The 21,914-nt window shown below is 59.0% G+C and carries 19 protein-coding genes and 1 tRNA gene; 12 read left to right on the top strand and 8 right to left on the bottom strand.

What is annotated here, in order from left to right:
- Positions 1-181 precede the first annotated feature (181 nt).
- From ACCC96_RS13870 to ACCC96_RS13845, 6 genes are all read right to left on the bottom strand, one after another.
- Positions 182-487: a hypothetical protein gene (locus ACCC96_RS13870; protein WP_413696109.1), complete on the bottom strand. Its 306-nt coding sequence runs from the start codon at positions 485-487 to the stop codon at positions 182-184.
- Positions 484-1,089, bottom strand: a complete 606-nt coding sequence (locus tag ACCC96_RS13865) for a hypothetical protein (RefSeq protein ID WP_413696108.1) — start codon at positions 1,087-1,089, stop codon at positions 484-486. The genes ACCC96_RS13870 and ACCC96_RS13865 overlap by 4 nt, the downstream gene beginning before the upstream one ends.
- Positions 1,086-1,406, bottom strand: coding sequence for a helix-turn-helix transcriptional regulator (locus ACCC96_RS13860; protein WP_413696107.1), 321 nt, complete (start codon positions 1,404-1,406; stop codon positions 1,086-1,088). The genes ACCC96_RS13865 and ACCC96_RS13860 overlap by 4 nt, the downstream gene beginning before the upstream one ends.
- Before the next feature lie 92 nt (positions 1,407-1,498).
- Positions 1,499-2,338: a hypothetical protein gene (locus tag ACCC96_RS13855; protein WP_413696106.1), complete on the bottom strand. Its 840-nt coding sequence runs from the start codon at positions 2,336-2,338 to the stop codon at positions 1,499-1,501.
- A gap of 282 nt (positions 2,339-2,620) precedes the next feature.
- Entirely contained in the window at positions 2,621-3,856 is a 1,236-nt protein-coding gene (locus ACCC96_RS13850; protein WP_413696105.1) for a tyrosine-type recombinase/integrase, read from the bottom strand.
- A gap of 167 nt (positions 3,857-4,023) precedes the next feature.
- A tRNA-Arg gene (locus tag ACCC96_RS13845) sits at positions 4,024-4,100 on the bottom strand.
- A gap of 349 nt (positions 4,101-4,449) precedes the next feature.
- Here ACCC96_RS13845 and gabD point away from each other — a divergent pair.
- From gabD to ACCC96_RS13830, 3 genes are all read left to right on the top strand, one after another.
- Entirely contained in the window at positions 4,450-5,892 is a 1,443-nt protein-coding gene (gene gabD / locus ACCC96_RS13840) for an NADP-dependent succinate-semialdehyde dehydrogenase (protein ID WP_019581696.1), read from the top strand.
- Positions 5,893-6,067: 175 nt separating this feature from the next.
- Positions 6,068-7,345 (top strand): 4-aminobutyrate--2-oxoglutarate transaminase, encoded by a 1,278-nt coding sequence (gene gabT, locus ACCC96_RS13835; protein ID WP_019651549.1) that lies wholly within the window; start codon positions 6,068-6,070, stop codon positions 7,343-7,345.
- A 136-nt stretch (positions 7,346-7,481) separates the two neighbouring features.
- Positions 7,482-8,696 carry an HDOD domain-containing protein gene (locus ACCC96_RS13830; RefSeq protein ID WP_413696104.1) on the top strand — a complete coding sequence of 405 codons (1,215 nt, stop codon included), beginning with the start codon at positions 7,482-7,484 and terminating at the stop codon, positions 8,694-8,696.
- A 55-nt stretch (positions 8,697-8,751) separates the two neighbouring features.
- Here the strand turns inward: ACCC96_RS13830 and ACCC96_RS13825 are convergent, their stop codons facing one another.
- Both ACCC96_RS13825 and desA read right to left on the bottom strand, forming a co-directional pair.
- Positions 8,752-9,741, bottom strand: a complete 990-nt coding sequence (locus ACCC96_RS13825) for a GGDEF domain-containing protein (protein WP_019651547.1) — start codon at positions 9,739-9,741, stop codon at positions 8,752-8,754.
- Between the two features lie 249 nt (positions 9,742-9,990).
- Positions 9,991-11,175, bottom strand: a complete 1,185-nt coding sequence (gene desA, locus ACCC96_RS13820) for a delta-9 fatty acid desaturase DesA (protein WP_019651546.1) — start codon at positions 11,173-11,175, stop codon at positions 9,991-9,993.
- Positions 11,176-11,323: 148 nt separating this feature from the next.
- Here desA and dibA point away from each other — a divergent pair, with 148 nt between their 5' ends.
- From dibA to ACCC96_RS13775, 9 genes are all read left to right on the top strand, one after another.
- Positions 11,324-13,243 carry a phosphodiesterase DibA gene (gene dibA, locus ACCC96_RS13815; RefSeq protein WP_413696103.1) on the top strand — a complete coding sequence of 640 codons (1,920 nt, stop codon included), beginning with the start codon at positions 11,324-11,326 and terminating at the stop codon, positions 13,241-13,243.
- A gap of 211 nt (positions 13,244-13,454) precedes the next feature.
- Complete coding sequence (oscA, locus tag ACCC96_RS13810; RefSeq protein WP_413696102.1) at positions 13,455-13,637, top strand: sulfur starvation response protein OscA; 183 nt, start codon at positions 13,455-13,457, stop codon at positions 13,635-13,637.
- A 131-nt stretch (positions 13,638-13,768) separates the two neighbouring features.
- Complete coding sequence (locus tag ACCC96_RS13805; RefSeq protein WP_413696101.1) at positions 13,769-14,782, top strand: sulfate ABC transporter substrate-binding protein; 1,014 nt, start codon at positions 13,769-13,771, stop codon at positions 14,780-14,782.
- Between the two features lie 71 nt (positions 14,783-14,853).
- Positions 14,854-15,672 (top strand): sulfate ABC transporter permease subunit CysT, encoded by an 819-nt coding sequence (gene cysT / locus ACCC96_RS13800; RefSeq protein WP_018929362.1) that lies wholly within the window; start codon positions 14,854-14,856, stop codon positions 15,670-15,672.
- A 13-nt stretch (positions 15,673-15,685) separates the two neighbouring features.
- On the top strand, positions 15,686-16,555 hold the full coding sequence (gene cysW, locus ACCC96_RS13795) for a sulfate ABC transporter permease subunit CysW (RefSeq protein ID WP_007941037.1): 870 nt from the start codon (positions 15,686-15,688) through the stop codon (positions 16,553-16,555).
- Between the two features lie 3 nt (positions 16,556-16,558).
- On the top strand, positions 16,559-17,548 hold the full coding sequence (locus ACCC96_RS13790; RefSeq protein ID WP_007899637.1) for a sulfate/molybdate ABC transporter ATP-binding protein: 990 nt from the start codon (positions 16,559-16,561) through the stop codon (positions 17,546-17,548).
- Between the two features lie 269 nt (positions 17,549-17,817).
- Entirely contained in the window at positions 17,818-19,188 is a 1,371-nt protein-coding gene (locus ACCC96_RS13785) for a cytochrome C (RefSeq protein WP_413696100.1), read from the top strand.
- The gene (locus ACCC96_RS13780) at positions 19,178-19,690 is read left to right on the top strand and encodes a sorbitol dehydrogenase (protein WP_413696099.1); all 513 of its coding nucleotides are present in this window, start codon (positions 19,178-19,180) and stop codon (positions 19,688-19,690) included. The genes ACCC96_RS13785 and ACCC96_RS13780 overlap by 11 nt, the downstream gene beginning before the upstream one ends.
- On the top strand, positions 19,687-21,897 hold the full coding sequence (locus ACCC96_RS13775; protein WP_413696098.1) for a GMC family oxidoreductase: 2,211 nt from the start codon (positions 19,687-19,689) through the stop codon (positions 21,895-21,897). Before ACCC96_RS13780 ends, ACCC96_RS13775 begins: the two co-directional genes overlap by 4 nt.
- The last annotated feature ends 17 nt before the right edge of the window (positions 21,898-21,914 follow it).

The raw sequence follows: 21,914 nt of genomic DNA, 5'->3' as shown, positions 1-21,914 counted from the left end.
TATTGTTGAACGGGTTACCAAGCCCGATCGCTGAATTTGCAGCGACGGCCAGAGAGTAACGTCCGTTTTTTGAAAGTGCAACTGCGTTGATGACTTGCGGTTTTTTCAGGTGCGGCATAAATTGTTCGTGCATGTAGATTTACCTCAACGCCTCCGGATCGCTCCCGGAGGCGTTTTCGTTTCAGGCATGGGCTTCCCAGCGCAGGGACAGGAGGGGCAGGAAGCCTCCGCTGAGCATGGATCGTGCATCTTCGTAGGCTTGCGTTTGCTGGCCTTCGTCGACGATCACGGTTCCGGTCTTTTCGCAGTGGAGGGAGAGGGCGCACCAGGTGCCGTCGGCCCAGTTGAGTACGCTAACGACACGGCCCTGTTTGTCCTGCTGGCTGCGATAGCGCTCAAGGCGCTGCATGAGGCGGGGCGAAAAGCCAATACGACGCAGCACTGAAAATGGCCGCATCACGGCGTAGTCGGCGATCTTTCGACTCATGCTGCCTCCTGTGCGAAGGCAAGCGGCGGCGGTGTTTCGCCTTTGAGCCAAGCCAGTATCTTGCTGTCCTCGGCGCAGCGTCGGCGGTGTTCGACAGCCAGCGCATCACGGCTCTGTGCGAGACATTCATCCACATACTGGGTCAGATCTGAGGTCAAGCGCATGTCGTGGTGAAGGCGCTCGGTGGCGGTTTTCTCCACGGCGAGATCCTCATCGGTGATGTGTTGCCATACCGCCGGATCGTTCGCGTACCCCGCCGATTGATCCAGTAGCCAGTAGGTAACCCAGTCGGTCATGCCGCGCGATTTCAGCGAGGCGAGGCGGCTTTCACTCATGGCGAAATAACCGGTGCCGTAGACGCACGAAAACTCTCTGCGCACCGCGTTTTTGCTGATCAGTTCAGGCAATTCCCAAGGATTGGCTTTCAGTGGGAGAACGAAGCCGTCAGGGCTGAAAAAGAACGCTTCCTGCTCTTCGCCGTTCCAACTCACGCCCGCGATGGTGCGATGACGCCAGTTGATTGCACCAGGTTGATAGAGGCGGAATCCGATGCTGTAAGAGTCGAGAAATGGCCCTTTGAATGGGCAGTAATTGCGCTTCATGCGGCCACCTGGTCGCGGGCTTCAATACGACTTTTGACCCAGCTCTGCACTTCAGAAAAAACCCAGGCTACCGGTGCACCACGTGCGGTGCTGTTGCTCAGTTTGACTGGCAGTGGGAAACCACTTTCGGGGCACTGCATAAGCTTGTAGATCGTCGAGCGCTTGAGTCCCGTAGCGATCTCAAGACGCGGCATTCTGATGAGGGTGGTGGCGGGGTCAAATGGAGTGGCTAAGTCGGGTACGGCGGAAGTAGAGTCGAAGGGGCTGGCAAGATTTGAGAAGGTTGGAGCGGGCAGGTGGGCGAAGTTCTTTGTCATTGGTATTGCTCTCGATTGGTTTGGACTGACGAGAGCAATGATCTATGCGATGAATTGAGGTGAGCAGTTCACTTCCATTTGAAATTTCAGGTTTACACCACGAAGTTGCGTTTGAGAATTGCCTCTACGCTTTTGCGCGTCAGCGCCTTTTCGGTTTCAAGCGCGATCCACTCAGGGCGGTGTTTGGGTGGTTTTGCGACCTCCTGCTTGAGCCAGGAATGCACCTTCGATGCGATGTGTCTCCCTGACATACCGCTCGCCAAGTAGTAACGACCTTGCATAGTGATTGCCGCGTCGCGAGCACTCATGTTTTGAGCGCGCTCTATCCCGCTAATGATGCCGCCTTTCTTGCGAATGGCGTTTTTGATCGCCCGATCAGCGATGGGGGTCAACTCATCACGAACCAAGCAGGGCAGCGAAATAATCGGCTCCAGATGAAGTGCGTATTGATCGAGTGCCTCAATGCGCTCTTCAGGATCAATCTGCGTCTCCACAAAGTTGCAGTAGAAATCCCATGGCCAGTCGGTCGGATGCTTCGACACATATGACCAGACCTTCTGATCGGCTTCACGCATCCAATCGCCTAAGATCCCGAGTGCCTTCACGGCGCATGCCATGATGTAGGCCGCGTGTGCCTCTAGCTCCGAAGCGGAGTAACACTCGCTGTATTGGCGAACCCAATGCGCGAGGCGTGCTCTGTGGTCGGTGGACGCATACTGGTAAATGGTCTCCTCATGCACGGTGGTCTTGATGCACATGCTGCTGAGATCGCTATCTATGCCGCCATTCTGGATGCGCAGACAACACTGATCGATCAAGTAACACACATCAGTGAGCTGTTCGCGGCAGAGTGCGTAAAGCGTTTGGTCTGATAGATACCCCCTCAGGCCAGACGTTAGTGCTGAGTGCGCAATGATCTGGTCATGAGTCATTGTTCAGCATCTCCCGCATCGTGTAACGCTCGATCCCACGCCCTGCGTTTTGCAGGCATAACCAGCGAGAGTCGCGCTTTAGCCGCGAGCGCCGAACGTCGGCCTGCAGCAGGTGAGGGCTTGTTCTGGCGTTACACAGTAGGGCGGCGTTACACGGAGAGTATTGAATGTCGCACGAACGTGTGACATGAAAAAAATCCAACGAATTCAGTAGGTTGGTAAGGTGTGTTACACGAGTAACACGCGTTACACCGCTTTTGGAGGAGGGATGGATAAGAACCCTCATATCACCTTTCCAAATTGACCTTGCACCACGTTGCCAGTGGCTAGCTCATCGAGATGATCTGCATACCACTGCATCATGACTTTGCGCTGAGGCAGGTACACCGCCTTGTTGTACACCCCTGCAATTCCCTCTTTTACATGAGAAAGCTGGGCCTCAATGTGGTTCTCGTCAAAGCCCTGTTCATTAAGGATCGTGCTCGCGATATGGCGGAAACCATGGCCAGTTTGCCGGCCCGCGTATCCCAGTCTGCGCAGCGCCATCAGAAAGACGGTATTGCTACGGGGGATGGTTCGATCTTTTCTTCCAGGGAATAGAAGGGGGTATGCCCCTGTCAGCGTGCGCAGCTCCGTTATCGCTTCAATGGCCTGCCGAGATAGGGGCACTACATGCTCGCGACGACGCTTCATTCGCTCTGCTGGAATCGTCCATAATTTTTTGTTGAGGTCGATCTCTGACCAACGTGCCTCTCGAATCTCACTCGGGCGTGCCGCTAATAAGGCCAGCAATCGGAGGCCTAGACGGACATCCTTTGCGTGAGGGTAAGAGTTGATAGCACGAAGTAATGCAGGCAACTCTTCTATTGATACGTGTGCATAATTTTCAGCACCGCGTGTCTGTAGAAATTTATTGAGGCCTTCAAGGGGGTTGTGGATCGCTCGGCCCGTCACGCGTGCCAAGTCGTAGATCTCTTTGCAAAAGGCCCGAACTCTGCCCATTTGCTCAATGATCCCTTTCTGTTCCATGCCACGCAGAAACTCCATCCATTCAAGGGGTAGTATTTCTGTGTAGATGCGTTTGCCGAAAACGGGGAATACGTGAAGCTCCAGGGCACCAAGGACTCGACGAGACGTGCCGGCTTCCCAGCTTGAGCGCCTAGCCTCAAACCATTCGCGCCCTAATGCTTCGAAAGTGTTGTTGGCAGCCACCCGGTCAGCAATCTTGCGAGCCTGCTTGCTGACTAAAGGATTTTTACCAGTCGATGCGTCATCCCGCAGTTGCGCTGCCTTCTGCCTTGCTAGTGAGCCACTGATTTCGGGGTAACCGCCTAGGCCCAGCCAGGACCATTTCCCGTCTGGTTTTTTGTAGCGCAACTCCCACGACTTTTGCCCATTTGCCTTGACCCGAAAATACAAGCCGTTGCCGTCTTGCTCCCGGTACGTCGCACTCTCTGGCTCCAAGCCTGCAAGAGTAGTGTCGGCCAGTGGGCGGCGTTTGATTTCAGTACGCTTCACTGCGTGTATGCCTCCAGTTCAATGAATCTCAAAGCATACACGGGGGCATACACGGCGTGAAGTTATAGGGGTAGACAGGGATAGATAGCCAGAAACAAAGAAGCCCGCACAGGGCGGGCTTCTTGGGGTGTTTCGTAGACTGTCTGAGACAGGTCTAGATTGCTATATGGTGCACCAGGCGGGATTCGAACCCACGACCCCTGCCTTCGGAGGGCAGTACTCTATCCAGCTGAGCTACTGGTGCGATGCGGGCGCCATGATACTCATATGCGTTGCGGGCGTCCATGCTGCTGAATCGTCTGCGTTTTTCCAAAGCGTAACCTGCGTTTGCTACGTTGATCAGAAAAAATAGGCAAATGCGGCGTTTTCGTTCTTTTTTTCGAACAGGCTATTGTCCTTTACCCCCTTTGATCCTAGGATTCGTTTGAGATTTCAAACGCTCTTGTCTGGGTGCTGAACCGCACGAGTTCGATCAGTGCGCTATTTATGTGCTTCAGCCCGGTGAATGATTTCCCTGACGGCAGCCTATAAGGCGCCTTTCTACAATCATAATTCGCTCCGCGCTGGCCGCGGTGCTGTTAAGGAAAGCCGACATGCAGCTTAAAGACACCCAGTTGTTCCGCCAGCAAGCCTTTATCGATGGCGCTTGGGTCGATGCGGACAACGGTCAGACGATCAAGGTCAATAACCCGGCAACGGGCGAAATTCTGGGCACTGTGCCGAAAATGGGCGCTGCCGAAACCCGCCGTGCAATCGAAGCCGCTGATAAAGCGCTGCCGGCCTGGCGTGCACTGACCGCCAAGGAGCGCGCGAACAAGCTGCGTCGCTGGTTCGAGCTGATCATCGAGAACCAGGACGATCTGGCTCGCCTGATGACCCTGGAGCAGGGCAAGCCATTGGCTGAAGCCAAGGGCGAGATCGTTTACGCCGCTTCCTTTATCGAGTGGTTCGCCGAAGAAGCCAAGCGCGTCTACGGTGACGTGATTCCGGGTCACCAGCCAGACAAGCGCCTGATCGTGATCAAGCAGCCGATCGGCGTGACCGCTGCGATCACCCCGTGGAACTTCCCGGCCGCGATGATCACCCGTAAAGCCGGCCCGGCCCTGGCCGCCGGTTGCACCATGGTGCTCAAGCCTGCTTCGCAAACCCCGTTTTCCGCGTTCGCTCTGGCTGAACTGGCTCAGCGTGCCGGTATTCCGAACGGCGTGTTCAGTGTGGTGACCGGCAGCGCTGGCGACATCGGCAGCGAGCTGACCGGCAACCCGATCGTGCGCAAACTGTCGTTCACCGGCTCGACCGAAATCGGTCGTCAGTTGATGACCGAGTGCGCCAAGGACATCAAGAAAGTCTCGCTGGAACTGGGCGGCAACGCGCCGTTCATCGTGTTCGACGACGCAGATCTGGATAAGGCCGTCGAAGGCGCGATCATTTCCAAGTACCGCAACAACGGTCAGACCTGCGTCTGCGCCAACCGTCTGTACATTCAGGATTCGGTGTACGACGCGTTCGCCGAGAAGCTGAAAGTGGCCGTGGCCAAACTGAAGATCGGCAACGGTCTGGAAGACGGCACCACCACTGGCCCGCTGATCGACGAGAAAGCCGTGGCCAAGGTTCAAGAGCACATTGCTGACGCCGTCGGCAAAGGCGCTACCGTGCTGGCGGGCGGCAAGAGCATGCAAGGCAACTTCTTCGAGCCGACCATTCTGACCAACGTGCCGAACAACGCTGCCGTGGCCAAGGAAGAAACCTTCGGTCCATTGGCGCCACTGTTCCGCTTCAAAGACGAAGCCGACGTGATCGCGATGTCCAACGACACCGAGTTCGGTCTGGCCTCGTACTTCTATGCGCGTGACCTGGGCCGTGTGTTCCGTGTGGCTGAAGCCCTGGAATACGGCATGGTCGGCGTCAACACCGGGTTGATCTCCAACGAAGTCGCGCCGTTCGGCGGCATCAAGGCGTCGGGCCTGGGCCGTGAAGGCTCCAAGTACGGCATCGAAGATTACCTGGAAATCAAATACCTCTGCCTGGGTATCTGAGTCCATAGCTTCAAGCGCAAAGGGCACGAGAGCGCTGTCCCTTTGCGCGCTTCAAACGGAATTTTCTCTGTGGCCGGGAACGCTGTGGCAGTCGATCATCGCATGCTGCCGTAGTTGCTTCCCCGCCGCTTAATCCTTGAACCACGCCGACCGATGAGCGGCGAATGAGGAATGTATGAGCAAGACTAACGCTGATTTGATGGCCCGCCGCACCGCTGCTGTACCGCGTGGTGTTGGCCAGATTCACCCGATCTTCGCCGATTCCGCGAAGAACGCTACCGTGACCGACGTTGAAGGTCGTGAGTTCATCGACTTCGCCGGCGGTATCGCCGTGCTGAACACCGGTCACGTGCACCCGAAAATCATCGCCGCCGTCACCGAACAGCTGAACAAGCTGACCCACACCTGCTTCCAGGTTCTGGCCTACGAGCCGTACGTGGAAGTGTGCGAAAAAATCAACGCCAAGGTGCCGGGTGATTTCGCCAAGAAAACCCTGCTGGTGACCACCGGCTCCGAAGCCGTGGAAAACTCCATCAAGATCGCCCGCGCCGCCACTGGCCGTGCCGGCGTGATCGCGTTCACCGGCGCTTACCACGGTCGCACCATGATGACCCTGGGCCTGACCGGTAAAGTCGTGCCTTACTCGGCCGGCATGGGTCTGATGCCAGGCGGCATCTTCCGCGCGCTGTACCCGAACGAGCTGCACGGTGTGAGCATCGACGATTCGATCGCCAGCATCGAACGCATCTTCAAGAACGACGCCGAGCCGCGTGACATCGCAGCCATCATCATCGAGCCGGTGCAGGGCGAAGGCGGTTTCTACGTCGCGCCTAAAGAGTTCATGAAGCGTCTGCGCGCCCTGTGCGACCAGCACGGCATTCTGTTGATCGCCGACGAAGTACAAACGGGCGCTGGCCGTACCGGCACTTTCTTCGCCATGGAACAGATGGGCGTTGCCGCCGACCTGACCACCTTCGCCAAATCCATCGCTGGCGGCTTCCCGCTGGCCGGTGTGTGCGGCAAGGCTGAATACATGGACGCCATCGCTCCGGGCGGCCTGGGCGGCACTTACGCCGGTAGCCCGATCGCTTGCGCCGCGGCCCTGGCCGTAATGGAAGTGTTTGAAGAAGAGCACCTGCTGGACCGTTGCAAAGCGGTTGGCGAGCGTCTGGTGACTGGCCTGAAAGCTATCCAGGCCAAGTACCCGGTGATCGGCGAAGTCCGCGCCTTGGGCGCAATGATCGCCGTCGAGCTGTTCGAAAACGGCGACAGCCACAAGCCGAATCCGACTGCTGTAGCAGCCGTTGTGGCCAAGGCTCGCGACAAGGGTCTGATTCTGCTGTCGTGCGGCACCTACGGCAACGTTCTGCGCGTGCTGGTACCGCTGACCGCGCCGGACGAGCAACTGGACAAAGGCCTGGCGATTATCGAAGAGTGCTTCGCCGAGCTCTGATCCGTTTGTGAACTGATCGACAAAAAACCCGCTTCGGCGGGTTTTTTTATGCCCCTTGAAACACATCAGGGGCAATTGGGCTGTATCGAATGGCCAGCATTGACTAAGGTGCAAGCATTGCCGTTGGAGTGTGCAGATGACTGCTGTGGTGTTACCCGCTGTACCGCGAGTGCTGATTGCCGAGGCGGACCCTTGGTCCCGCGACCTGCTCAAGCAAGTGTTGTTGAGTGTGCGCTGCGACGCGCAGCTGGACCTGTGTGCCGATGGCCAGGAAACCTTGCAGCTGTTGGCGGAAAATCCTTATGACCTGGTGATCGTCGACTGGGAGTTGCCCGGCGTCGATGGCCTGAATGTCTTGCGCAGCGTTCGTCAGCGCAAACGTAATCCGCCGTTGCCGTTCATTCTGATGAGCAGCCGAAACGACAGCGCCAGTGTGCGTGAAGCCTTGCCTCTGGCGCCCACGGCGTACCTGACCAAACCTCTGGACATGGAAAACCTGAACCAGCGTCTGCAGGATTTGCTGTTGAACGCCGGTGAAGAGGTGTCTTGCGAGGTGCCGTCATTGGCGCCGGGCATGACCTTGTCGGTGTATCTGGAACGGCGGCGTGAACTGGCGGACGGTGCGCCGCTGATGACCGATGTGCAGGTGGCGATCAAACGTAGCCTCAATCCCGATGGCCTCGATCTGGTGCGGCTTGAAGACGAGATTCGCACGGATCCGCAAGTCACCGCCGTGCTGATTGCCGCCGCCAACAGCGCGGCCCAGCATCATGGCGCGGCTGTGCAAACCCTGGCCCAGGCGCTGCATCGCTTGGGCACCGGGCAAAGCATGAACCTGATTCTGGGCCTCGCCCTCAAGCGCAGTGCCCGGCTCAGCGATCCGCAACTGGCGGACTATGCCGAGCGCTATTGGGAATTGTCCCTGCACACCGCCGAATACGCGCGGACGCTGGCGCGCTTGCTGGATCTGGATCAGGAGCGCTGTTATTGCGCGGGCATGCTGCACCGCCTCGGCGACCTGGCGTTGCTGCGCTGTTTGCAGGAGTGGAAGCAAGCCGGTGGTGAGCTGGATGAATGGGAGGAAGTCGGCGATGCCCTGGCCGAATTCGGCGCGGCCTACGGTTCGGCGCTGCGTACCCGCTGGCGCCTGCCACTGGAGCTGCGTGAGCTGATTGCGGCGGTTTATCAGCTCGGTGGCGGGGTTTACTCCCGCGAAGCGCTGGTGATGAACATGGCCGCGCAACTGGCGCGCCTGACCGAGCATGAGGGGATCGAGGCGTTGTCCAAGAGCCGCACGGCGCGGTTGCTCAAGATCGGATTGCCGGAGCTGATGCGCTTGCGCAAAAAATAAGCCAGACGCCAATCTTGTAGGAGCGAGGCTCTGTGGCTTCAGTGCCAGACAGTTCTCAGCTGGAGATTATCCGGTTCTTGCCCTGGCGCTTGGCCTGGTACATCGCCGCATCGGCGCGGGCGAACAGGCTGTCGAGGTTTTCATCCTCGGGCGTGAGGCTGGTCAGGCCCTGGCTGACGGTGATGCCGAACGTCTGGTCGTCATGGCTGAAACTCAACCGTTGAATCTCCCGTTGCAGGCGCTCGGCCACTTGCATGGCCATGTCTGGTGCACATCCGGGGAACACCGCGGCGAATTCCTCACCGCCGATCCGCCCGAACAGATCACCACGCCGCAGGGCCGCGCGACCGCTCTCAGCGATGCGTTGCAGCACTTTGTCGCCTTCCGGATGGCCGTAGGTGTCGTTGATCACTTTAAAGTCATCGATGTCCAGCAGCAGGAAGGCCAGCGGCTTGCCTTGCTGGCGTGCCTGCTCGAATTCGTGATTGGCACATTCGAAGAAGTGTCGGCGGTTGCTGCTTTGGGTCAGTACGTCGGTGGTGGCCAGGCGGTGGAGCTCGGTTTCCATCTGCTTCTTTTCGGTGATGTCTTCGGCAATGCCGACGATGATCACTGGCTGGCCCGGTTCGGCCTGGCGGTTGATGAAGCACTTGTCGCTGAGCCAGCGCACTTGGCCGTCGGCGGCGATGATGCGGTACTCGCGGTCTTCAACGGCGCCGTTGACCAGCACTTGCGCCAGGCTGCGCTCGGCGTAGTCCAGATCGTCGGGATAAACACTGTCGCGCCAGTGGTTGTAGTCGGACAGCAACAGGCCGGCGGGGCGGCCGAAGATCCGGTCATAGGCCGGGCTGACGTAGAGCACCTGACGGGTTTCCCAGTTGAATGCCCAAAGCACGGCGTTGACGCTGACCAGCAGCGAGCTGAACAGCTGTTCGCGTTCGCTCAGGCGCGCCACTTCGCCCTGCGCATGCATCAGCGCCATCAGCGTTTGCGCGGCCTCGGGCCACTGTGGAAGGGATGTGTCTTGTAGGTTTTTATTGACCATCGGCACAAGTCTCAAAGGGCGTGCCGCTATTTCGACAGCGGCCAACACAAAGCCCGCCGGGGTGGCGAAGTGTCTTTGAGATAGGAGATTTGGGGCGAAGTTCCCGCCTTTCGTGGCGAGGGAGCTTGCTCCCGCCGGGCGGTATTGGCGACGCGTTTTTTCAGTTAAAACGCGTCGTCAGGTATTGCGGCTGCTGCGCAGCCGAGCGGGAGCAAGCTCCCTCGCCACAGGTGCGCCCCTGATTCAGGGTCAGGCAGTGGCGGGGCGCAGGGAGTAGGTTTTCAGTTGGTCGGCGAAGTCGCGCAGGGATTGAATCCCGCTGGCCTCGGCCTCGTGTACCCAATCCTTGATGGCGGCCAGCATGTCGTGACCATTTGAGCTGGTCTTGACCCAGATCTGCTGCAGGGCCAGGCGTTTCTCGTAAATTACCTTCAGCGCCTGGCTGTGCTCGAGCATGGTCTGGATGCGCATGTGGTGCTTGTCGTCCAGCAGGCTGGTTTCCCGCGAGAGCAGGCGTTTGGCCCGGTGGAACTGGTGGCGGACCGAGTGATCGACCTTTTCCAGCTCTTGCTTGACCAGCGGCGCGATCACCAGCTTGCGGTACTGGGCCATGATCTGGAAGCGGTTGTTGAGGATCGCCATGGCGGTGTCCATGTCCAGGTTGCCTTTGCCTTCGACACGGTGGGCGATCGGCGCAACCCGCTGGACCTTGGCCAGGCGCAGGAAGCTGAAGACCTGGATCCAGGCCCAGCCGAGGTCGAATTCCCACTTCTTCACCGACAGTTTGGCCGAGTTAGGGTAGGTGTGATGGTTGTTATGCAGTTCTTCGCCGCCGATCAGGATGCCCCAGGGCACCAGATTGGTCGCCGCATCACGGCATTCGAAGTTGCGGTAGCCGATGGCATGGCCCAGGCCATTGACCACGCCGGCAGCCCAGACCGGGATCCACATCATCTGGATGGCCCAGATGGTGATGCCGATGGTGCCGAACAGCAGCAGGTCGATGACGCCCATGATCGCCACGCCCAGCAGCGGGAAGCGGCTGTAGAGGTTGCGCTCGATCCAGTCTTCGGGGCAGTTCTTGCCGTAGATGCGCAGGGTCTCGGGGTTTTCCGCTTCGGCGCGGTACAGCTCGGCGCCTTTGCGCAGAACGGTGGACAAGCCCTTGATGACCGGGCTGTGCGGGTCATCGACGGTTTCGCATTTGGCGTGATGCTTGCGGTGGATAGCGGTCCACTCGCGGGTGTTCTGCGCCGTGGTCAACCACAGCCAGAAGCGGAAGAAATGTTTCAGGCCGGCATTGAGCTCAAGCGAGCGATGGGCTGAATAGCGATGCAGATAGACCGTGACGCCGACGATCGTGACGTGGGTCATCAGCAGGGTGACTGCCACCAGTGACCAGGGCGATAAGCCAAGAAAACCTTCGTACCACATAGCCTATAGGACCCTCGATAAAGAAAAAAACAGCCGTCGCATTATCACTTAGCCCACAGATAAAACCAGTCGCCCTTTCAGATAAGAGTGGCCGGATGTTTCTTTAATCTATAATTCCATCCTGTTTTGTAGGGACATGGACGCTCGAATGTCAGCCACATATCGCGATGCCTTGCGTGCAGCGCTGCTCTATCTGGTGCTTTCTGTAGTCTGGCTGCAGTTTAGTGGCTATTTATTGAACAGTTTCTTCGATAACTCCACCGACCTGCTGCGCTGGCAACTGATCAACGGTTATGCCTGGGTGGCCTTCAGTGCCGGGCTGATTTTCATCGCGCGCGCACGTTTGTTTCGCTGCCTGGGCGTCGGCGCCAAATTGCGGGAACGTAATGCCGACCGGGAGCGTTTGCGACAGGCGGCCGCGGTGTTCGATTGCACTCGCGAAGGGGTACTGGTCACCAATAGCAAAGGGCTGATCGTCCATGTGAACCGGGCGTTCATGGAAATCACCGGCTACCAGTGTGAGGAAGTGCTGGGTCAGCGACCGAGCATGTTCAAGTCGGGCCATCACCCGCCAGGCTTCTACCAGGCGATGTTCGCGACGCTCGACAGCTTCGGCGAGTGGAGCGGGGAAATCTGGAACCGTCGCAAGAGCGGCGAGATTTACCCGCAATGGCAGACGATCCGCCTGGTTTACGACGATCAGGGGCGGCTCAGCCAGTACGTTGCGGTGTTTTCCGACATCAGCGCGATCAAGAACTCCGAGCATGAACTGACGCACCTGGCCCACCACGACCCGTTGACCGATCTGCCCAATCGCCTGCTGTTTACCGACCGTGCCGGGCAGGCAGTGGCCTCGGCGCAGGCACATAAGCGCGGTTGTGCGTTGCTGATGATCGACCTGGATCACTTCAAATTGATCAACGACAGCCTCGGTCACAGTGTCGGTGACCAGTTGCTCAAGACCGTGGCTGAGCGCTTGAAAGCCTTGTTCGGACCGGGAATCACCCTGGCGCGGCTCAGTGGCGATGAATTTGCGGTGCTGGCTGAAAATTGCCCGCAACCGGGGCATGCCGCGGCGCTGGCCCAGCGGGTCATCGATGGTCTCAAGGAGCGGTTTCAGATTGACCGGCATTCGTTATTCATCAACGCCAGTGTCGGCATCAGCCTGTTCCCCAGCGATGCGTTGAGCGCCGAGCAGCTGTTGCGCAACGCCGATTCGGCATTGTTCAAAGCCAAGAGCGCCGGTCGCGACGGTTATGCCCTCTACACCGAAGAGCTGACTGCGCATGCCCAGCAACGCGTCGAGATTGCATTCGAATTGCGCCGAGCGCTGGAGCAGCAAGAGTTGCGGGTTTACTACCAGCCCGTGCATGACCTCAAAAGCAGTCGCCTGATTGGCGTCGAGGCACTGGTGCGCTGGGAGCATCCGCAACGCGGGTTGGTGTCACCGGCTGAATTCATCCCCATTGCCGAACGCACCGGGCTGATTGCCGAGATCGACGCCTGGGTCATGCGCCAGGCCTGTCAGCAGATGTGCCAGTGGCAAGCTGCGGGCGTGGTGTTGTCGTTTGTCGCGGTGAACGTTTCTTCGCGCCTGTTCGCTCGCCGTGAGTTGTATCAGCAGGTGGCTCAGGTGCTCCACGACACCGGGCTGGATCCGGCGTATCTGGAGCTGGAAGTCACCGAAAGCGCGGTAATGGAGGACCCGGAAGTGGCGCTGGAGCAGATGCACCGCTTGCGTGAGTTAGGCGTGCGGCTGGCTATCGATGACTTCGGCACGGGGTATTCGTCGTTGCTGCGGCTCAAGCGTTTACCGGTGCAAAAACTCAAGATCGATCAGGGATTCGTCGCAGGCTTGCCGGGTGATGAGGATGACGCGGCAATCGCTCGGGTGATCGTTGCGTTGGCGCAAAGCATGGGAATGCAGGTGCATGCCGAGGGGATCGAGCAGGTCGAGCAGGCGGCTTTCCTGCTCGAGCACGATTGCGATCTGGGGCAGGGGTACTGGTTTGGGCGACCTGTACCGGCGGCGTCCTTGGATTGGGCTCGGGCGCCGGTGATTGGATGAGTGCCTGAACTGCTTCTTGTGGCGAGGGGGCTTGTGTGGCCCTGAAAATAGTAGATCCCCCGCAATCCCTTGTCCCATCAAATAATTCCTTTTGGTTATATAAACATTCTTAAATAGTATTTTTAAGAATATCTGCGCCTATCTACTATTGCTCTCACGCCGTACGCAGTGCCCGCCACTGCCAGGCATATCTCATTAAAGGAGCAGCACCATGAGCGCATCCCTACGCAGTGTTGACGGGCAGGACGAAGCCACCATTTTGCGTGAAATCCAGAGCGCCTTGCGCGATCTGCGCTTTGGCGCGGTGGAAATCACCGTGCACAACGCCCAGGTGGTACAGATCGAACGCAAAGAGAAATTCCGCCTGCAGAACCCGAGCAACAAGTCGAGCTGAAGCAAAGATCAAAAGATCGCAGCCTTCGGCGGCTCCTACGGGAGCGTCGAAGGCTTCGATCCTTGAGTCAGGCAACCCGTTCCAGACCATAAGAAAAAGCCACCACACCAAGAATTCCAGGAGCTTTCACCATGTCGTCGATTCGCCATTTTGCTTTGGCCGCCCTGGCCAGTGCCCTTTTTGCTGGTTCCGCGGTTGCCAAGGATTATGAGTTGCTCAACGTGTCGTATGACCCGACCCGCGAGCTGTATCAGGACTACAACGCCGAATTCATTAACTTCTGGAAGAAAGACCACGCTGGCGACAACGTGAAGATCCAGCAGTCCCACGGTGGCTCAGGCAAGCAGGGCCGGGCGGTGATCGACGGTCTGCGGGCCGACGTGGTGACCCTGGCCCTGGCCGGTGACATCGACGAAATCGCCAAGCTCGGCAAGAGCCTGCCGGCTGACTGGCAGAAGCGTCTGCCGGAAGCGAGCACGCCTTACACCTCGACCATCGTGTTCCTGGTGCGCAAGGGCAACCCGAAAGGCATCAAGGACTGGGGCGACTTGACCAAAAACGGCGTGGAAGTCATCACCCCGAACCCGAAAACCTCCGGCGGTGCACGCTGGAACTTCCTCGCGGCCTGGGCCTATGGCCTGAAAGCCAATGGCGGTAACGAAGCCAAGGCCAAAGAGTATGTGCAGACCCTGTTCAAGCACGTGCCTGTGCTGGATACCGGTGCTCGCGGTTCGACCATCACCTTCGTCAACAACGGTCAGGGCGACGTGCTGCTGGCCTGGGAAAACGAAGCTTTCCTGGCCTTGAAAGAAGACGGCGGCGCCGACAAGTTCGACATCGTTGTGCCTTCGCTGTCGATCCTTGCCGAACCACCGGTGGCTGTGGTCGACAAGAACGCCGAGAAAAAGGGCAACACCGAGATCGCCGAAGCGTACCTCAAGCACCTGTACAGCCCGGCCGGTCAGGAAATTGCGGCGAAAAACTTCTATCGTCCACGTGACAAGGACGTAGCCGCCAAGTACGCCAAACAGTTCCCGACCCTGGAGCTGGTTTCCATCGACAAGGACTTCGGCGGCTGGAAAACCGCGCAACCGAAATTCTTCAATGACGGTGGCGTGTTCGACCAGATCTACCAGGCGCAGTAACCTGAAATAGATCAGCCAACAGGCCCCGATTTCACCGTCGGGGCTTAGCGCGTTCTCAACCAAGGACTTTTATGTCGCGTCGTATCTCCCCCGTCATACCCGGCTTCGGGCTGACGCTGGGCTACACCTTGGTGTACCTCAGCCTGATTGTGCTCATTCCACTGGCGGCGATGTTCGTGCATGCCGCTCAACTGACCTGGGACCAGTTCTGGGCAATCATCTCGGCACCTCGGGTGCTGGCCGCGTTGAAGCTGAGCTTCGGCACCGCGTTGTACGCCGCGATCATCAACGGCGTGATCGGCACGCTGCTGGCCTGGGTGCTGGTGCGCTACACCTTCCCGGGGCGCAAAGTCATCGATGCGATGATCGATCTGCCCTTCGCATTGCCCACTGCCGTGGCCGGTATCGCGTTGACCGCGCTGTACACCCCCACCGGCTTGGTGGGTCAGTTCGCGGCGGACCTGGGTTTCAAGATCGCGTATACCCCCCTCGGCATCACCCTGGCGCTGACTTTTGTAACACTTCCATTCGTAGTACGTACGGTACAGCCTGTACTGGCCGATATCCCCCGTGAAGTGGAGGAGGCGGCGGCGTGCCTGGGGGCAAATCCGTTGCAGGTTTTCCGCCATATTCTGATGCCGGCGCTGCTCCCGGCCTGGCTGACCGGTTTCGCCTTGGCCTTTGCCCGCGGGGTCGGCGAGTACGGTTCGGTGATCTTTATCGCTGGCAACATGCCGATGAAAACCGAAATTCTGCCGCTGCTGATCATGGTCAAACTCGACCAGTACGATTACACCGGCGCCACCTCCATTGGTGTACTGATGCTGGTGGTTTCCTTTGTCCTGTTGCTGCTGATCAACTTGTTGCAGCGGCGCATCGAAACCCCATAAGGAGGCGCGAAAAATGTCCCAATCGTCTATTGCAGCGGCCTCCTCGAACGCCGCCCGCCGTGGCAGTGCAGCTTCGCGGCGAATCCTCATCGGCCTCGGCTGGCTGATCTTTGCGCTGTTTCTGTTGTTGCCGTTGTTCATCGTGGTGTCCCAGGGCCTGAAGCTGGGCCTGGGGGCGTTCTTCACCGCGATCTTTGAGCCGGACGCGTTGTCGGCCCTTAAACTCACGGTGATTGCGGTGCTGATTTCGGTGCCGCTGAACCTGGTGTTCGGTGTCAGCGCCGCATGGTGCGTGAGCAAATACTCGTTCCGCGGCAAGAGCATGCTGGTGACCCTGATCGACTTGCCGTTCTCGGTGTCGCCGGTGATTGCAGGTCTGGTCTACGTGCTGATGTTCGGCGCCCAGGGCTTGTTCGGCCCGTGGTTGCAGGATCACGACATCCAGATCGTCTTCGCCTTGCCGGGCATTGTGCTGGCGACGATTTTCGTCACCGTGCCGTTCGTGGCCCGTGAGCTGATCCCGCTGATGCAGGAACAAGGTACCCAGGAAGAAGAGGCCGCGCGCCTGCTCGGCGCCAATGGCTGGCAGATGTTCTGGCACGTCACCGTGCCCAATATCAAATGGGGCCTGATCTACGGCGTGGTGCTCTGCACGGCGCGGGCCATGGGTGAGTTCGGTGCGGTGTCGGTGGTTTCCGGGCACATTCGCGGGGTGACCAACACCTTGCCGCTGCACGTCGAGATCCTCTACAACGAATACAACCACGTGGCCGCGTTCGCCGTGGCGAGCCTGTTGCTGATCCTGGCGCTCTTCATCCTGCTGCTCAAGCAGTGGAGCGAAAACCGTATTAACCGCCTGCGCGCCAGCGCCGCGGAGGAATAAGTCATGTCGATCGAAGTGCGTAACGTCAGCAAGAACTTCCACGCGTTCAAGGCGCTGGACAACATCAGCTTGGACATTCAAAGCGGCGAGCTGGTGGCGCTGCTGGGGCCGTCCGGCTGCGGCAAGACCACATTGCTGCGAATCATCGCCGGCCTGGAAACCCCGGATCAGGGCAACATCGTGTTCCACGGCGAAGACGTTTCCGGCCACGACGTGCGTGATCGCAACGTCGGTTTCGTGTTCCAGCACTACGCCCTGTTCCGCCACATGACGGTGTTCGACAACGTTGCATTCGGCCTGCGCATGAAGCCGAAAAACCAGCGCCCGAACGAAAGCCAGATCGCGGTGAAAGTCCACGAACTGCTGAACATGGTGCAACTGGACTGGTTGGCCGATCGCTACCCGGAACAACTCTCCGGCGGCCAGCGTCAGCGCATCGCGTTGGCCCGCGCCTTGGCGGTGGAGCCGAAAGTGCTGCTGCTCGACGAGCCTTTTGGTGCACTCGATGCCAAGGTCCGTAAAGAACTGCGTCGCTGGCTCGCGCGGCTGCACGAAGACATCAACCTGACCTCGGTATTCGTGACCCACGATCAGGAAGAGGCGATGGAAGTTGCCGACCGTATCGTGGTGATGAACAAAGGCGTGATCGAGCAGATCGGCTCACCGGGCGACGTCTACGAAAACCCGGCCAGCGATTTCGTCTATCACTTCCTCGGCGATTCGAACCGTCTGCATTTGGGCGAAGACCGACACGTGCTGTTCCGTCCACACGAAGTGTCGCTGTCGCGGCATGAACTGGAAGATCACCACGCCGCTGAAGTGCGGGATATTCGTCCGCTGGGCGCCACCACGCGGGTGACGCTGAAGGTCGAAGGCCAGAGCGAGTTGATTGAAGCGGAAGTGGTGAAGGATCACGACAGCCTGGTTGGATTAGCGAAGGGTGAGACGCTGTTCTTCAAACCCAAGGTCTGGCAGAAAGTCGCCAACATTTAAGATCAAAAGATCGCAGGCTGCGCCAGCTCCTGCAGTGGATTTGGGTTGAACACACATTTGTGGCCAACCCAAAGTCCTTGCTCGCGATGGCGTCTGCAAGAAAGCCCCGCCCAATCTGTAATAACACCAACCGACCTTGCTTCGATCGGTTCTACCCCCGTGACTTTTTTGCCTCAAACCCTACCTAGACTCTGACTTGCCAGGAGGCAGTGAGAGTCCATGACGGACCGGTGTTATCTCCTGGCGCCCTGATGCCAAGGAGATAAAACATGAGAATGGAAGTCAGTCGGCATGGCCCGTTTGGCTGTGCCTTGTTGAGCGCTTTGTTGGGCTCGTCCGCCATTGCCGCCCCCTCGCTGTCGCCGCAGATACCCTTTGATGTCACGGTTACCCAACCGGTTTCTCTGCCTAGCCTGCAGGCCGATTTCGATGACTTGTCGTGGCAGACCTTCATCGCTCTGAGCTGGCCGGCGCTGGACAATGGCGATCCAAATACCGGCACCCCCATCGGTAAGCAGGATGGGGCCACGGTGTGGGAAAGCTGGAAAGAGAGCTACCAGATCTTCCGGGCCAAGGGACAGACACCGCTGCCCTGGGATGCGCCGGCCACCCTCCCCGAAGTGTGCAAGTCACTCAAGCCTGGCCGCTTGTTACAACAGATGGGCAAGGTGCCCGATGTGCTGGATGAGTTTATCCAGCCTTTCGAGAGTGGCCCGCTGGTGGATCAGAACGGCGTCTATACGCGCAACGAAATCGTGGTCAACCAATCGATGTTCGACGGGATCGTCAACAACGGGCTGTACAGCATCGAAGGCCAGCAGAAGTTTTTCGCCGCGAACCCGAGCAACGCCGTGGCTTTCAGCTGTGGCTCCGCCGACACCAAACAGGTGGGTGCGGTGATGGTGAAGGCGTCGTGGAAAGTGCTTGGCCCCAATGATCGCAGGCAGGATTTCCACACCGTCGATGCGCTGGTCTATACGCCGGGCAACAACGATCCGAGTCACGGGCCGATTGTCGAGGAGTCGTGTGTATCCGAGCCGGTCGGGCTGGTGGGGTTGCACATCGTTCATAAGACCGCCAATGCGGCGCAGTGGGTCTGGTCAACCTTTGAACATGTGAAAAACGTACCGGAGAAATCCACGCCTCCTGAGCAGCGGGTGGGCCCGTACCTGTTCTACAACGTCAACAGCAAGAGCGACGTCAACCAGCCTCCGCCAAGGCCGTGGAACCCGGCAGTCAAGGCGACGCCCTCGCAGATCGAGCGTGACGCGCCGCTGACCGACGCCACCAAAAAGCTGAACACCACGTACCAGGCCCTGCTGCGAACGGTCAATCCGCAGAGCGTCTGGGCGAACTATCAATTGATCAGCACCCAGTGGCCGTCTGCCCCTCCACAGCCCAATTGCCAAATATCGGCGACCAACCCACTGGGCAGTCCCGCGCCCTTGTTCCTGGCCAACGCCACGCTGGAAACCTATATCCAGGGCACCGTACCCCAGGCGTCTTCCAGTTGCATGGCGTGCCACGGTAATGCGGCCACCCATGTCACCGAATCCCCGCGCACCAGCTTCGCGGATTTCACCTACCTGCTTGAACGCGCACAGTCCACGGGTGGACAAGGAGTCAGCCATGAGCAGTGATCTGCAGAACTTTGTTGGCCTTTCATCGGCCCTCACCGGCATTCCCGCTGATCGACTGGCGCCGGCCATCGACCAGGTGGGCTTGCCGCCGATCTTTCTCGAGTTCATCACGCCGCGCATCACGCCTGATGTTCTCAACGCCTTGCTGACTCAGTACGCCACGCTGGCGGCGGACCTTGAGCCTCCGGACCGGATCGCCCAGGCGGTACTGATGGATGGGACGCTACCGGCGACCACGCAAACCGCCCGAGCAGCGCGTTCGATCATGAAGCTGTGGTTGTTGGGTGTCTGGTATCAGCCCTATGCCACCGGGAGCTACAAATCGACCGACTCGATGGTGGTGTCCGATCAGGCCTACATCAACAGCTGGGCCTGGAAAATTGCCCAGGCCCATCCCATGGGATACAGCGAGATGTTTTTCGGCTATTGGAACACCACGCCGCCGAGCCTTGAGGATTACACCGGGGTACCCGCCAGCGGACAGCAAGGAGCCTTGTCATGAGTACCGAACAAGCGGACGTAGTGATCGTTGGCGCGGGGCTGGCCGGCAGTATCATCGCTTATCAACTGGGCATGGCCGGGGTGGATGTGCTGGTGCTCGAATCAGGCCCGGAAATCCCGGCCAACCGTGCTCAATACCTGGAGCGCTTCTATACGGCCACGCTGAAAACCCCCGAAGCCCCTTACCCACCGGTGACGAGCCTGGACACGCCCCGTGATCCGGCCAACGAGAACGCCCCGCGTGCGACCATCGCCGATTTGATCCTGGGCTGGGACAAGCCGGCGATCAGCTATCTGGTACAGAAAGGCCCGATGCCCTTCACCAGCACCTATGAACGGGTCGGCGGCGGCACCACCTGGCATTGGGTCGGGACGTGCCTGCGCATGGTGCCGAACGATTTTCGCCTGAAATCAAAATACGGCGTCGGGGTGGACTGGCCTATCGGCTACGACGATCTGCAAAGTGCCTACTGCCGGGCCGAGGCGGAAATCGGCGTGGCGGCCAATGTCGCCGACCAGGCCTATCTGGGCATGACCTTTCCCGAAGGTTATTCATTCCCGATGCATAGCATTCCGTTGTCGCTGGTCGATGGCAGTTTTGTCACGGCCGTGACGGGGCAGACGTTCGACGGCTTGCCGCTGGTGGTCAGCCCGACGCCCGCCGGACGTAATTCCCAACCTTACGCGGGGCGCCGGGTGTGTGCCGGCAACACCAACTGCACACCGATCTGCCCGATCCAGGCCAAGTACGATGCGACAGTGACAATGAACAAAGCCCTGGCCACCGGCAAGGTCAAGGTGTTGTACCGAACCGTGGCCAGCAAAGTGACTGTCGGGGCGGACAGCAATATCAACGGCATCGAATTCATTCAGTATCAGCTTGGCGACGGCCCGGTCACTGGAACCGGCGTCGCTATCGGGCAGCGTTATGTGATCGCCGCCCATGCCATCGAGACACCCAAGCTATTACTGAACTCCACGAGTCCGGCCTGGCCCAAAGGTGTGGCCAACAGCAGTGGGCAGGTGGGACGCAGCCTGGCCGATCACCCGATCTACCTGGCATGGGGGCTGATGCCTGAAGGCAAGGCGGTTTTTCCGTACCGTGGTCCGCTGTCCACGGCGGGGATCGAGAGTTTGCGTGACGGTGACTTTCGCAGCTCTCGAGCGGCGTGGCGCATTGAAATCGGTAACGAGGGTTGGAACTGGCCGGCCACCGATCCTTACACCACCGTGGCTGACTTCATCGACGGGGCGAATCACAGTCAAACCAACCCGCTACCGCCGGCCTTGAAACCACAGCAAGTGCTCTATGGGACAGCGTTGGTTCAAAAGCTCAACGACTTGTTCATCCGTCAGTTCCGGATCGCGTTTCTGGTGGAGCAGGTCGAGGACGATCCCGATCACCCCACGTGTTACATCGTGCCGTCGACCGAGTACAAGGACCGGCTCGGCATTCCCCGGCCGGAAATTCACTATGACCTGTCCAAATACACCAAGGAGGGCTTCAAGCAGGCGAAGAAGTTGGCGACTCACATCATCACCGAACTGCTCGGCGCGGTGGAGCTGACGACACCTCTCACGCCCGGGACGTTCACCTACGACAATGAGCCTTACAGTTTCCAGGGCGCCGGGCACCTGATGGGGACCTATCGCATGGGCGATGATCCAACCAAATCGGTCGTCGACAAATACCAGCGCAGTTGGGACCACAAGAACCTGTTCCTGGTGGGCGATGGTGTCTTCCCCAGCACCGGCACTTCGAACCCGAGCCTGACGATTGCCGCGTTGTCATTCCAGGCCGGGGATACGCTGGCCAACGACCTGAAGGCTGCGACGGTGGAGGTTCTGGCCAATCTGCCCTGGCAGGGCACCGGTGTACAGATCAACGGTCTGGTGCCGCGTCTGGCTCGTTGTGTCCTTGGCTTATGGTGCGCCAGTCCGGCGGGTGGCTGGGTGGATGGAAAGGGCAATCCAGACTACATCGCCAAGTTCGGCTATACGCTGATGGGGGCCGCCGAAGGTGCTTTGATCGGCCGTGTTGGTGACTTTGGCATTCCCTTCCTGATCGGTGATCTGGCGCAGATTCCGGCCGGCCAGCAAGGCGAGCTGCAGTTGTGTATCAATGATGACCTGCTAGGCCTCTACGGTGCGGGTTTGAAGGACAACCTCGGTGCACTGACGGTTCGGGTCGAGTTCGGCACGCTGTGAAACCTGGAGCGGTAACG

It is taken from the genome of Pseudomonas sp. Pseusp11, from assembly GCF_047304405.1.
In the GTDB taxonomy this organism is placed as follows: Bacteria; Pseudomonadota; Gammaproteobacteria; order Pseudomonadales; family Pseudomonadaceae; genus Aquipseudomonas.
The sequence above is the reverse complement of the archived record's forward strand: the minus strand, read 5'-3'. Positions and strand labels throughout refer to the sequence as shown.